The sequence below is a fragment of the Dietzia maris genome, from assembly GCF_036287335.1.
Taxonomy (GTDB): Bacteria; Actinomycetota; Actinomycetes; order Mycobacteriales; family Mycobacteriaceae; genus Dietzia; species Dietzia cinnamea.
The window spans coordinates 1,838,023-1,850,332 of record NZ_CP143053.1; the positions used below are offsets into that span (position 1 = coordinate 1,838,023).

Annotated in this window: 14 protein-coding genes; all 14 read right to left on the reverse strand. The window is 71.2% G+C overall.

What is annotated here, in order from left to right:
- Positions 1-18: 18 nt before the first annotated feature.
- Positions 19-327 (reverse strand): preprotein translocase subunit YajC, encoded by a 309-nt coding sequence (yajC, locus tag VYL96_RS08420; protein WP_131885025.1) that lies wholly within the window; start codon positions 325-327, stop codon positions 19-21.
- Positions 328-419: 92 nt separating this feature from the next.
- Entirely contained in the window at positions 420-1,526 is a 1,107-nt protein-coding gene (gene ruvB / locus VYL96_RS08425) for a Holliday junction branch migration DNA helicase RuvB (protein WP_371412125.1), read from the reverse strand.
- A complete protein-coding gene (ruvA, locus tag VYL96_RS08430; protein WP_061228683.1) occupies positions 1,526-2,125 on the reverse strand; it encodes a Holliday junction branch migration protein RuvA in 600 nt (199 codons plus the stop codon). Before ruvA ends, ruvB begins: the two co-directional genes overlap by 1 nt.
- Complete coding sequence (locus VYL96_RS08435; RefSeq protein WP_061228684.1) at positions 2,122-2,781, reverse strand: crossover junction endodeoxyribonuclease RuvC; 660 nt, start codon at positions 2,779-2,781, stop codon at positions 2,122-2,124. The genes ruvA and VYL96_RS08435 overlap by 4 nt, the downstream gene beginning before the upstream one ends.
- A gap of 63 nt (positions 2,782-2,844) precedes the next feature.
- Positions 2,845-3,597 carry a YebC/PmpR family DNA-binding transcriptional regulator gene (locus tag VYL96_RS08440; protein WP_061228685.1) on the reverse strand — a complete coding sequence of 251 codons (753 nt, stop codon included), beginning with the start codon at positions 3,595-3,597 and terminating at the stop codon, positions 2,845-2,847.
- 91 nt (positions 3,598-3,688) lie between these two features.
- Positions 3,689-4,303 carry a pyridoxal 5'-phosphate synthase glutaminase subunit PdxT gene (pdxT, locus tag VYL96_RS08445; protein WP_061228686.1) on the reverse strand — a complete coding sequence of 205 codons (615 nt, stop codon included), beginning with the start codon at positions 4,301-4,303 and terminating at the stop codon, positions 3,689-3,691.
- A complete protein-coding gene (locus VYL96_RS08450; protein ID WP_061228687.1) occupies positions 4,300-5,172 on the reverse strand; it encodes an acyl-CoA thioesterase in 873 nt (290 codons plus the stop codon). The genes pdxT and VYL96_RS08450 overlap by 4 nt, the downstream gene beginning before the upstream one ends.
- Before the next feature lie 7 nt (positions 5,173-5,179).
- A complete protein-coding gene (gene pdxS, locus VYL96_RS08455; protein WP_061228688.1) occupies positions 5,180-6,085 on the reverse strand; it encodes a pyridoxal 5'-phosphate synthase lyase subunit PdxS in 906 nt (301 codons plus the stop codon).
- 95 nt (positions 6,086-6,180) lie between these two features.
- Positions 6,181-6,780 (reverse strand): LemA family protein, encoded by a 600-nt coding sequence (locus VYL96_RS08460; protein ID WP_061228689.1) that lies wholly within the window; start codon positions 6,778-6,780, stop codon positions 6,181-6,183.
- Positions 6,770-7,885 (reverse strand): glycosyltransferase family 4 protein, encoded by a 1,116-nt coding sequence (locus tag VYL96_RS08465; RefSeq protein ID WP_061228690.1) that lies wholly within the window; start codon positions 7,883-7,885, stop codon positions 6,770-6,772. Before VYL96_RS08465 ends, VYL96_RS08460 begins: the two co-directional genes overlap by 11 nt.
- Positions 7,886-7,892: 7 nt before the next feature.
- On the reverse strand, positions 7,893-8,801 hold the full coding sequence (locus VYL96_RS08470) for a phosphatidylinositol mannoside acyltransferase (protein WP_007627698.1): 909 nt from the start codon (positions 8,799-8,801) through the stop codon (positions 7,893-7,895).
- Complete coding sequence (gene pgsA, locus VYL96_RS08475; RefSeq protein WP_050797115.1) at positions 8,798-9,457, reverse strand: phosphatidylinositol phosphate synthase; 660 nt, start codon at positions 9,455-9,457, stop codon at positions 8,798-8,800. Before pgsA ends, VYL96_RS08470 begins: the two co-directional genes overlap by 4 nt.
- A 12-nt stretch (positions 9,458-9,469) precedes the next feature.
- On the reverse strand, positions 9,470-10,072 hold the full coding sequence (locus tag VYL96_RS08480; protein ID WP_007627695.1) for an ATP adenylyltransferase: 603 nt from the start codon (positions 10,070-10,072) through the stop codon (positions 9,470-9,472).
- Positions 10,069-12,153 carry a threonine--tRNA ligase gene (gene thrS, locus VYL96_RS08485; protein WP_043566477.1) on the reverse strand — a complete coding sequence of 695 codons (2,085 nt, stop codon included), beginning with the start codon at positions 12,151-12,153 and terminating at the stop codon, positions 10,069-10,071. Before thrS ends, VYL96_RS08480 begins: the two co-directional genes overlap by 4 nt.
- Positions 12,154-12,310: the final 157 nt, after the last annotated feature.

Below are 12,310 nucleotides of genomic sequence, written 5' to 3' on the forward strand. Positions count from 1 at the left end.
CTACTCGCCGGTAGTCGACTACCGGGAACCCGACGCGTCGGTCCCCGATCCGGTTTCCGGCGCGGCGGAGGTGTCGAACTTCTCCCGGATGACGCGCCGGTCCCAGCGGGTGCGGATCCCGGGCGCGATCTCCAGCTCGAGGGTGTCCGTGTCTACGCCGACGATGGTGGCGTGCAGGCCGGAGGTGGTGAGCACGTGGTCCCCCGCGGCGAGGGACTCCTGCATCTTCCGCAGTTCCTTCATCGCCCTGCGCTGCTTCGAGCTCTGCATGAACATCAGCACGAGCAGCACGATGATCATCAACGGCAGCAGCAGTTCCAGTCCCATGGGGGTCCTCCTGATGTGGACCCGCGGGTTCCGGGTCCGGTGGGTCGGGTCCGGGCTACGGACGGTCCCGTCCGAGGATGCCAGCCCGGGGGTCAGCCGCGCGCGCCGGGGCCCCGGTCGACCTCGACCGGGAGCATCGGCTCGGAGGGCGTCTTGTCGGGGCGGGTGAGCCCGAGGTGGTCCCACGCCGCGGCGGTCGCGATGCGTCCCCGGGGGGTCCGGGCGAGCAGGCCCGCGCGGACGAGGAAGGGCTCGCAGACCTCCTCCAGGGTGGTCGACTCCTCCCCCACCGCCACGGCCAGCGTGCTCAGGCCCACCGGCCCGCCCTCGTGCTGGACGAGCAGCGCGCGCAGCACGGCGCGGTCCAGACGGTCGAGCCCCAGTTCGTCGACCTCGTAGACCTCCAGGGCCGCGCGCGCGACGGGCACGGTGATGCGGCCGTCCGCTCGTACCTCGGCGAAGTCGCGGACCCGCCGCAGCAGTCGGTTGGCGATCCGGGGTGTTCCGCGTGAGCGACCGGCGATCTCCAGGGCGGCATCGGGGTCGACGGGGATGGCGAGGATCTCGGCCGCGCGGGTGACGATCCGGGCGAGGTCGGAGTCGGTGTAGAAGTTCATGTGCGCGGTGAACCCGAATCGGTCGCGCAGTGGACCGGTGAGCGCGCCGGAGCGCGTGGTTGCTCCGACAAGGGTGAACGGGGCGATCTCCAGCGGGATCGACGTGGCCCCGGGCCCCTTGCCCACCATGATGTCGATCCGGAAGTCCTCCATGGCGAGGTACAGCATCTCCTCGGCCGGCCGGGCGATGCGGTGGATCTCGTCGATGAACAGTACGTCGCCCTCGATGAGGTTGGAGAGCATCGCGGCGAGATCCCCGGGGCGCTCGAGGGCCGGGCCGGACGTGATGCGCAGCGAACCGCCGAGCTCGGCGGCCACGATCATGGCCAGACTCGTCTTGCCCAGCCCCGGCGGTCCGGAGAAGAGCAGGTGATCGGGTACTACTCCGCGGCGGGTGGCGGCGGTGAGGACCAGATCGAGTTGCTCGCGGACGGTCTCCTGCCCGATGAACTCCCCGAGGCTGCGTGGCCGCAACGCGCCCTCGACGTCGGTGTCGAACGGGGTGAGCGAGGCCGAGAGCTCCGCCTCGTGGCCGTCCCCGGCGTCCGCGCCGCCTCCCGTCATGCCGTTCTGACCGGTCATCAGCGCTTACCGAGTGACTTGAGGGCCAGGCGCAGCGCCTGCGCGGGGTCGAGGTCGGGCTGTGAGTCCAGTACGGCGGTGGCGGTCTTCTCGGCCTCCGCGGCGGAGAAGCCCAGGCCCTCCAGGGCGTCGGCCACCTCGGTGGCGGCCGGCGCGCGCCCGGTCCCGCCCACGGCGGTCGCCGCGTCACCGTCCGGCACCGGGCCGACCTTGTCTTTGAGCTCGAGGACCATCCGCTCGGCAGTGCGCTTGCCGACGCCCGGTACCCGGGTCAGCGCCTTGACGTCCCCGGTCCCGAGTGCGCGGATGAGGGCCTCGGGTTCGAGTGTGGCGACGATCGCCAGCGCGAGCCGAGGTCCGACGCCGGAGACGGTCTGCACGGTGAGGAACAGTTGCCGCGCGTCGACGGAGTCGAAACCGTAGAGGGTGAGCGAGTCCTCGCGGACCACGAGTTCGGTGTGGAGCATGCCCTCCGCGCCGCGCCGTAGTCCCGCGAGCGCGGCCGGGGTCGCGTGTACGAGGACACCGACGCCTCCGGTCTCCACGACGCAGCGGTCCAGGCCGATCTCGGCCACCGTCCCCCGGATCGAGGCGATCACCAGCGCACTCCTTTCGTCCGCGCCATGCCCCGGGCGGCCGCCCGGGCGCGTTCCTGGTCGGCGGCCGGGTCGCGCCGCCCGGTCCCGTCCGATGCCGCCGCTTCCCTGGCGGCCGCGACCTTCGCCTCGAAGCCGGCCCGCGAGCGGGCGACGTGGGCATTGAGCGAGGCCACCCGACCCTGCATGGGCGCGCGCCAACTGTGGCACACGGCCAGGGCGAGCGCGTCCGCGGCGTCGGCCGGGCTCGGCGGCTTCTGCAGACCCAGGATGCGAGTGATCATGAGGGTCATCTGCTTCTTGTCCGCGCGCCCGCTACCGGTGATCGCCGCCTTGACCTCCGACGGGGTGTGGAACGCCACGGGGATCTCCCGGTAGGCCGCCGCCAGCGCGACGACACCCGCCGCCTGAGCCGTACCCATGGCGGTCGAGACCTGGTTCTGCGCGAACACGCGCTCGATGGCCACCACGTCCGGGCGGTGGATCTCCATCCACTCGTCGGCCACGGAGTGCACGGCCCGCAGGCGCCGCTCGAGCGGCTCGTCGGAGGTCGTGCGCACCACGTCCACGTCGAGCGCCGTGACCGCGCGACCCGGGGCGGTCACGATGAGGGCGAGCCCGCACCGGGTCAGCCCCGGGTCCACACCCATGACGCGCATCTGCGACCTCTCCTCGACCGGTGGTAGAACCTACGTTCGAGACCCTACCAGCGGGGTCGGCCGTCAGGCGTCGAGGCTCGCCAGCACGTCCTCGGGGACGTCCATGTTCGAGTAGATGTTCTGTACGTCGTCGGAGTCCTCGAGCGCGTCGATCAGCTTGAAGACCTTTGCGGCACCGTCGGCGTCGACGGTCACCTCGACCGAGGCGCGGAACCCCGACTCGGCGGACTCGTAGTCGATCCCGGCCTCCTGCAGGGCGGTGCGCACCGCGACCAGGTCGGTGGGCTCGCAGACCACCTCGAATTGCTCGCCGAGGTCGTTGACCTCTTCGGCTCCGGCATCGAGAACGGCCATGAGGACGTCGTCCTCGGTCAGCTCGCCCTTGTCCAGGACGATCTCCCCCTTGCGGGCGAACAGGTACGCGACGGAGCCGGGGTCGGCCAGGTTGCCGCCGTTGCGGGTCATCGCCGTGCGCACCTCGCCGGCGGCCCGGTTGCGGTTGTCGGTCAGGCACTCGATGAGCATGGCCACGCCGTTCGGGCCGTAGCCCTCGTACATGATGGTCTCCCACTCGGCGCCGCCCGCCTCCTCGCCGGCGCCGCGCTTGCGGGCGCGCTCGACGTTGTCGGCCGGGACGGAGTTCTTCTTCGCCTTCTGGATGGCGTCGTAGAGAGTGGGGTTTCCGGCGGGGTCACCGCCGCCCGTGCGGGCGGCCACCTCGATGTTCTTGACGAGCTTGGCGAAGAGCTTGCCGCGCTTGGCGTCGATCGCCGCCTTCTTGTGCTTGGTGGTGGCCCACTTGGAATGGCCTGCCATTGATGTTCCGCCCTCCGGGGGTCTGGGGACCGGGTCCCGCCGTCCGGCGGCCCGGCGCGGGGCTGCGCTCGAGGCCCGCTGAACGCCCAGTCTACGAGGTCGTCTGCCGCACCATGTCGAGGAAGTACCGATGGACGCGCACGTCGTCGGTGACCTCCGGGTGGAACGACGTGGCCAGGGCGTTGCCCTGACGCACCGCGACCACGTGGTCTCGGCCGTCGGAGGCGCGGACCTCGGCGAGGACCTGCACGTCGGAGCCGACCGATTCGACCCACGGCGCGCGGATGAACACCGTGCGTACCGGGTCGGCGCCGAGGGCGTCGACGACGAGGTCGGCCTCGAACGAGTCGACCTGCCGTCCGAAGGCGTTGCGGCGGACCGTCATGTCGATCGCGGAGAACCAGGTCGCGTCGGCCCGGGTGTCCAGGACATCCGAGGCGAGCAGGATCATGCCGGCGCACGACCCGTAGACGGGCATGCCGTCGGAGATCCGCTCGGCCACGGGCTCATACATCTCGTGGACGTCCATCAACCGGCTCATGGCGGTGGACTCGCCACCGGGTAGGACCAGGCCGTCCACCGCGTCCAGTTCGGACCGTCGGCGCACGGGGACGGCCCGCGCGCCGACGGCCTCGAGGTGGGACAGGTGCTCGGCGACATCACCCTGCAGGGCGAGGACACCGATCGTCGGTGCGGGTCCGGTCACGACACGGACGTGGAGCCGGAGGTGTCCACGGGGAACGACTGCGCCCCGGGATTGAGTCGCCGGGACAGTCCCTCCTGGGTCACGGCGGCCACGAGTCGGCCCGATCGGTCGAAGATCCGCCCCTGGGTCAGGGCACGCCCCCCGGAGGCGGACGGGGACGTCTGGTCGTAGAGCAGCCAGTCGTCGGCCCGGAACGGACGCATGAACCACATGGCGTGGTCGAGCGAGGCGTCCTGGGTCGGCTCGTCCGGGTGCGGGATCTTGGCCGACCCCAGGAGGGTCATGTCGGACATGTACGCCAGCGTGCACACGTGGAAGTTCGCGTCGTCCGGGAGGGTGTCGACGCACCGGAACCACACCCGCTGCTGCGCGGCCAGCGCGGAACTGGTCGGCATCCCGTCACGCGGGACGAACCGGATGTCCCACTGGGCCCACTCGTCGACGAATACGCGGTGGACCTCATCCAGGTCGTCGACGGAGGGCACGGGGATCTCCTCGGGGTCGACGACGCGGGGCATCTGGTCCTGGTGCTCGATCCCATCCTGGTCGCGCAGGTGGAACGAGGCCGACATCGTGAAGATCGGCTCGCCCTCCTGGATGGCGGTGACCCGTCGGGTGGCGAAGCTCCGCCCGTCCCGCAGTCGGTCGATCTGATAGACGGTGGGCACGTCCGGGATCCCCGGGCGGATGAAGTACCCGTGCAGGGAGTGGACGTGCTTGTCGGAGTCCACGGTCCGGACGGCGGCGGTCAGGGTCTGACCGGCCACCTGTCCGCCGAAGGTGCGCTGGAGATGGGTGCGGATCGCGGGGCCCCGGTAGAGGTCGCGGTCGATCCGCTCGAGGTCGAGGATGTCCTCGATCTTCGCCACCGGCGGGTCACCAGCCCCGCTCGGCGAGCCGGTGGGGCTCCGAGATGTCGTCGACGTTGATGCCGACCATGGCCTCGCCGAGGCCGCGGGAGATGTTCGCGAGCATCTCCGGGTCGTCGTGGAAGGTGGTGGCCTTGACGATCGCCTTGGCCCGCTCGGACGGGTTGCCGGACTTGAAGATGCCGGAACCGACGAAGACGCCCTCGGCGCCGAGCTGCATCATCATCGCGGCGTCGGCGGGGGTGGCGATGCCGCCGGCGGTGAACAGCACCACGGGGAGCTTGCCCTTCTCCGCGACCTCCTTGACGAGTTCGTACGGGGCCTGCAGCTCCTTGGCCGCCACGTACAGCTCGTCCTCCGGCAGGCTCTGGAGCTTGCGGATCTGCTGGCGGATCGACCGCATGTGGGTGGTGGCGTTGGAGACGTCGCCGGTGCCGGCCTCACCCTTGGAGCGGATCATGGCCGCGCCCTCGGTGATGCGGCGCAGCGCCTCGCCGAGGTTGGTCGCGCCACAGACGAACGGCACGGTGAAGGCGAACTTGTCGATGTGGTTGGTGTAGTCGGCCGGGGTGAGGACCTCGGACTCGTCGACGTAGTCCACGCCGAGTGCCTGCAGGATCTGGGCCTCGACGAAGTGGCCGATGCGGGCCTTGGCCATCACCGGGATCGAGACGGCCTCGATGATGCCGTCGATCAGGTCGGGGTCGCTCATGCGAGCGACGCCGCCCTGGGCGCGGATGTCGGCGGGAACACGCTCGAGGGCCATGACGGCCACGGCACCGGCGTCCTCGGCGATCTTCGCCTGCTCGGCGGTGACGACGTCCATGATGACGCCGCCCTTGAGCATCTCGGCCATGCCCCGCTTGACGCGGGCTGTTCCGGTGGTGTTCTCGCTCGACTGCGGCTCGCTCACGAAATTGGCCTTTCCTGGCTCAGACGACGTGTTCAGGCCTACCAGTGTAGGTCGCCCTCACCTCCGTTCCCCAACCGCCGTCCCGCCCGGGTGGGTCAGGCGCGCGGGGGCGGGGCGTCGACGAGCTCGACGTAGTCGGGCATGGGGGCCCGGCCGGCCAGTCGGAGGGCGCGGACGGCGGTCTGCTCGCGCAGACCTCGGGTGTCCCGCACGGCGTCGTTGTAGAAGCGGCGGGCCATGGAGACGCGGTCGGTGGCGTCCTCGAGTTCGCTGGCGAGGTCGACGGGCAGTGCCTCCACGTCGAGCGCGGCCAGCATCATGCCGAGCGTGTTCTCGGCCAGTTCTGCGTTCTCGCCGGGCTCGTCGTCGTCGGCCCGGTCGGTCCTCCGGCGCGGCGGCGGCTGGGGCGCCGGGTCGGGCCCGGCGACGGCGTCCGGGGGATGCGCTCGGGCGCGGGCCAGCGCGTGGAACAGGCGGTAGGCCCCCGGTGGGTCGCGGTCGGCGAGGTCACGCGCGACCGCGGCGGCGACCGCGTGGCGCCGCTCCAGGGCGCCGGCCAGCGCGGCGCGGGCGAGGTCGGTGCGGATGTGCAGCCGGTCCAGCCGGTGGGCGGTGAGGTAGGCGCCGAGCAGGGCAGCGGCCAGGGCCGCGACGAGAACGACGACGACGACGAGGACGATCAGCTCAACGGACACGGAGCGTCTCCCCCGGCGCGCGGATCGTCTCGTACACGCGGATCACCCGGTCCGCCACGACGGGCCAGTCGTACTCCCGGACGGCCTCGCTGCCACTGGTGCACAGCTCGGCCCGGCGGGCGGGGTCGGTCAGGACAGCCTTGAGGGCGCCGGCGAGGGCGTCGGCGTCCCCGACCGCCGCGAGTTCTCCGCACTCCCCGTCGCGCAGGACCCGGCGGAACGCGTCGAGGTCCGAGGCGACGACCGCGGTGCCGGCGGCCATGGCCTCCACGAGGACGATGCCGAAGCTCTCGCCGCCGGTGTTGGGGGCGCAGTAGACGTCGGCGGCGGCCAGGACGGCGGCCTTGCGGGCGTCGTCGACGCGGCCGAGGAACTCCACGTCCAGACCGGCGGGCAGCCGTGCCCGCAGGGCGTGCTCGTCGCCGTCGCCCATGATCCGCAGGCGCAGGTCCGGCACCTCGCGCAGGACGGCCGGCAGCGCGGCGGCGAGGACCCCCATCCCCTTCCGGGGCTCGTCGTAACGGCCGAGGAACGTCACGGTCGGGGCGTCGGTCGGCTCCCCTGAGGTGTCGACGTCGCTGAAGGCGCCCACGTCGACACCGTTGGGGATCTCCACGGCGTCGGAGCCCAGGGCCTCCATCTGCCAGCGGCGGGCCAGGCTCGACACGGCGATGCGGCCACGGATCTTCTCGAGCAGCGGCGCCAGGACGCCGTCCGCGGCGTCGAGGATCATCGACCCGGTGGTGGAGGTGTGGAAGGTCGCCGTGATGGGGCCCGAACACATCGCGAGAGCGAACATGCCGACCCCGGGGGCGTTGGGTTCGTGGATGTGCAGCACGTCGAGGGGCTGTTCGCGGAGCCAGTGCCGGGTCGCTCGCCAGGTCGCGGGCCCGAAGCTGAGCCGGGCGACGGACCCGTTGTACGGGATCGGGACGCCCGGCCCGGTCAGCGTCATACCGGAGACCGGGGCACTGCCGGGGCTGCCCGGCGCGAGGACGCGGACGGTGTGCCCGCGACGGCGGAGCTCCTCCGTGAGGTCCACGACGTGGGCCTGTACTCCGCCGGGGGCGTCGAAGGAGTAGGGGCAGATCATGCCGATACGCACGGCCGGATCAGCCCTCGATCCGCTCTCGCCGCTCGGCCGACAGGTCGTCGAGCCACAGGGGCTGCAGCATGTGCCAGTCCGCGGGGTGGCGGGCGATGCCCTCGGCGAACAGATCGGCCATCGCCTGGACGGCGGGCTCGACTCCCCCGGAGACGTCTATCGGCGGGGTGACCCGCACGCGCATCGTGTCGGGGCCGTCGTACCAGAACTGGGCCACGAGGAACGGTGCGCCGGTCTCCACCGCGAGCCTGGCGGCCCCGGCGGGCATGCGGGTGGTCTCGCCGAAGAACGTCACGGGCACACCGGTCCGGCGCAGGTCCCGCTCCCCCGGCAGAGCGACGATGCCGCCTCCGGCGAGGTAGTCCCGCAGCGCGTCGAGCGGTGGGGTGGGTCCGCCCGTATGTGGGTAGATGGTGAACCCCAGACTCTCGCGATAGTCCAGGAAGCGCTGGTAGAGCGACTCCGGCTTGAGGCGTTCCGCGACCGTGGCGAACCCGCCGTACCGCCGCGCGAGCCAGGTGCCACCGAGGTCCCAGTTGGCCGAGTGGGGTAGCGCCACCACGACGCCACGCCCCTGCGCGAGAGCCGCGTCCAGGTGCTCGATCCCGTCGATGGTGCGGTCCATCTCGCGGGCGACGGCCTCGCGGTCCATGGACGGCAGGCGGAACGCCTCCCGCCAGTACCGGGCGTAGGACCGGAAGGAGTCGCGGATGAGCTCGTCGGGGACCTCCGCCGGGGCGACGCCGAGGACCCGGGCGAGATTCCTGCGCAGCTGGGAATCGGGGCCCTGCCGACGGGCGGCGATGTCGGCGCCCGTGCGGAAGAGCGCCCGCGCCAGGCCTTCGGGGAGGGCCCGGACCACGGCCCACCCGGCCGCGTAGCCCAGGTCGGACAGGCGCTCGGGCACGTCGCTCATCGGTCTCCCGGCCCCGTGGCCGGTGCGGTGGCGACGTCCTCGTGGGCCACGCGCCGGAGGTAGTCGGTGCGCCCGCCCCACACCCGCTGGACGACCGTGACGAGGCTGCCCACCGCGACGGCGGTGAGCCCGACCTCGAGGGCCCACGGGACACCCAGTCCCTCGAGCCCGGCGCCGAGCAGGATGAGCACCAGCCGGTCCGCGCGCTCCATGAGCCCGCCGGGGGTACGCAGGCCGCCGGCGTCCGCGCGGGCCTTGGAGTAGGACACCACCTGTGACAGCACCAGGCAGGCCAGGAGCATGACGAGGGCGTAGCGGTTGTCGGGCTCGGCGTGGACGAGCCACCACAGCAGGGAGGACAGGATCACGCCGTCCGCGACCCGGTCGGACACCGCGTCGACCAGGGCGCCGTAGGGCGATCCGCCGCCGCCGGCACGCGCGACGGCGCCGTCGACCAGGTCGAGCAGGGTGCACAACGCGATGACGATCGCGCCCGCGACGAGCAGTCCGTTGCCGAACAGGGCGACGGCCGCGGCGCTGGTCAGCACGAGCCCCGTCAGGGTGATGCCGTTGGCCGTGACGCCCGCCCGGACGAGGAGCGTCGCGAACGGGTGCGTCACCCGGGTGACCCCCGACCTTCCGTACTCGCTGAGCATTCGTCCCCCCGCTTACCTAGAAGGTGTGGTCGACCCGGGCACGGTAGCCGGGGACCCCGTGGTGGACCACGCCTCGGCGAGCAGCTGCCGTGTCTGACGGAGGAGCTGCGGCAGTACCTTGGTGCCGCTGGTCACCGTAATGAAGTTGGCGTCCCCGATCCAGCGTGGGACGACGTGTTGGTGCAGATGGTCGGACAGCGACCCGCCGGCCGCGCCGCCGAGGTTAAGCCCGACGTTGAACGAATCGGGTGCCGAGACCGCCTTGACGACCCGGATCAGGTGCTGCGTATAGGACATCAGCTCACGGGACTCGTCGTCGTCCAGGTCCTCCAGGTTCGCCACCTTGCGGTACGGCACCACCATGGCGTGACCCGGGTTGTACGGGAAGAGGTTGAGTACGACGTAGACATGGTCGCCCCGGGCGACCACCAGCCCGTCCTCGTCGCTCATCCGGGGGATGTCGAGGAACGGCTCCCCCGTCATCCCCTCGGCGGGTTCCGGGCGGGTCTCCGCGATGTAGGACATCCGGTAGGGCGCCCACAGCAGCTGGAGACGGTCCTCGCCCACGCCGAACTGGCGGTATTCCTCGGTCGGCACCGAGTCCCCGGACGTCACACGCGCTCCGCGGTGGGCACGTCGTTGCGGCGCGAGTTGATCCAGTAGGCGATCTTGTCCATGGCGGCGTTGCGCGAGACACCGTTGAGCTGGGTGCCGTCGGGGAACCGGAAGCTCACGGCGCCGGCCTCCACGTCGCGGTCGCCGGCCAGCAGCATGAACGGGACCTTGCCGGTGGTGTGGTTGCGGATCTTCTTCTGCATCCGCTCGTCGGACGTGTCGAGCTCGGCTCGGATGCCCCTGCCGCGCAGTTCGTCGATCACGTCCTCGAGGTGCTTCTCGTGCGCCTCCGCGACGGGGATGCCCACCACCTGCACGGGCGCGAGCCACGCGGGGAACAGGCCTGCGTAGTGCTCGAGGAGCACGGCGAAGAACCGCTCGATCGAGCCGAAGAGCGCGCGGTGGATCATGACGGGGCGCTTCTTGGTCCCGTCGGCGGCGTTGTAGGTCAGATCGAACAGCTCGGGCAGGTTGAAGTCGAGCTGCACGGTCGACATCTGCCAGGTGCGGCCGATCGCGTCACGTGCCTGCACGGAGATCTTGGGACCGTAGAAGGCGGCCCCGCCCGGGTCCGGCACGAGTTCGAGCCCGGAATTCGTCGCCACGCGGCGCAGGGTCTCGGTGGCCCGCTCCCACAGTTCGTCGCCGCCGACGTACTTCTCCGGGTCCTTGGTGGACAGTTCCAGATAGAAGTCGTCGAGACCGTAGTCACGCAGGAGGGAGATGATGAACGAGAGCACGGAGGCGATCTCGCCCTCCATCTGCTCCTCGGTGCAGTAGATGTGCGCATCGTCCTGGGTGAAGCCGCGGGCGCGGGTGAGCCCGTGGATCACGCCCGACTTCTCGTACCGGTAGACGGTGCCGAACTCGAACATCCGCAGTGGCAGCTCACGGTACGAGCGACCGCGGGAGTCGAAGACGAGGTTGTGCATCGGGCAGTTCATGGGCTTGACGTAGTAGTCCTGCCCCGGCTTGGTCTCGTTGCCGTCCGCGTCGTGTTCGGCGTCGAGCACCATCGGGGGGAACATACCCTCCGAGTACCAGCTCAGGTGCTGCGACTTGCGGAACAGATCCCCCTTGGTCACGTGTGGGGTGTTGACCAGCGAATAGCCGGCGGCCAGGTGGCGCCTGAGGGAGTGCTGCTCCATCTCGTTGCGGATGATTCCGCCGCGCGGGTGGAACACCGGGAAACCGGAACCGATCTCGTCGGGGAAGCTGAACAGGTCGAGCTCGGTGCCGAGCCGCCGGTGGTCGCGCTTCTCCGCCTCGGCCAGTCGGTCGAGGTAGGCGTCCATGGCCTCGGTGCTCTCCCACGCGGTGCCGTAGATGCGCTGGAGGCCGGCGTTGCTCTGGTCGCCCCGCCAGTAGGCGGCCGATGAGCGGGTGAGCGTGAACGCGGGGATGAACTTGGTGGTCGGGGTGTGGGGCCCGCGGCACAGGTCGGACCAGATGACCTCACCGGTCCGGGGGTTGAGGTTGTCGTACGCGGTGAGTGCGCCCGCGCCCACCTCCATGATCTCGGAGTCCTCGAGCGCCTCGGCGCCGCTCTCGTCGCCGGCGTCCGCTCGACCCTTGTCCTCGATGAGCTCGAGCTTGTACGGCTCGCCGGCCAGCTCGGCCCGGGCCTCGTCGAGCGAGGCGTACTCGCGGCGCGAGAAGCGCTGACCGGCCTTGATGATCTTCTTCATCCGCTTCTCGAGGTCCTTGAGGTCCTCGGGGGTGAAGGGCTCGGCGACGTCGAAGTCGTAGTAGAAGCCGTTCTCGATCGGCGGCCCGATGCCGAGCTTGGCCTCGGGGAACTTGTCCTGCACGGCCTGGGCGAGCACGTGCGCACACGAGTGTCGGATCACCGACCGGCCGTCCTCGGTGTCGGCGCGGACGAGCTCGACCTCGGTGTCCGCCTCCGGCGCCCACGACAGATCCCGAAGGGTGCCCTCCGGGTCGCGCACCACGACGATGGTCTCCGGCCCGCTGCGCGACTGGAGCTCGCGCTCGGCGAGGATCTTGCCCGCCGGCTCACCGGCCGGGATGACGGTGGTCACGGTGGCCGCACCCGTCGCGTCGACATCGGCTTGAGGCATGCGGTTCTCGGACACGGGGGACGATCTCCTCGGCAGTGGACGTCGGGCGGCGACGGGCCGCCCGGGCTGACACCGCGGTCCGAACGTGGGACCGGGCCGGTCCATGCTACCCGGGCCCCCTCGGAATCCCGGACCTCGCCGGGGCGTTGCACCCGGG

Excerpts from the sequence above, each read along its gene's own strand:
- thrS (WP_043566477.1), bottom strand. The coding sequence starts at position 12,153 with ATGCCTCAAGCCGATGTCGACGCGACGGGTGCGGCCACCGTGACCACC.
- VYL96_RS08440 (WP_061228685.1), bottom strand. The coding sequence starts at position 3,597 with ATGGCAGGCCATTCCAAGTGGGCCACCACCAAGCACAAGAAGGCGGCG.
- VYL96_RS08435 (WP_061228684.1), bottom strand. The coding sequence starts at position 2,781 with ATGCGCGTCATGGGTGTGGACCCGGGGCTGACCCGGTGCGGGCTCGCC.
- yajC (WP_131885025.1), bottom strand. The coding sequence starts at position 327 with ATGGGACTGGAACTGCTGCTGCCGTTGATGATCATCGTGCTGCTCGTG.
- pgsA (WP_050797115.1), bottom strand. The coding sequence starts at position 9,457 with ATGCTCAGCGAGTACGGAAGGTCGGGGGTCACCCGGGTGACGCACCCG.
- VYL96_RS08470 (WP_007627698.1), bottom strand. The coding sequence starts at position 8,801 with ATGAGCGACGTGCCCGAGCGCCTGTCCGACCTGGGCTACGCGGCCGGG.
- ruvB (WP_371412125.1), bottom strand. The coding sequence starts at position 1,526 with ATGACCGGTCAGAACGGCATGACGGGAGGCGGCGCGGACGCCGGGGAC.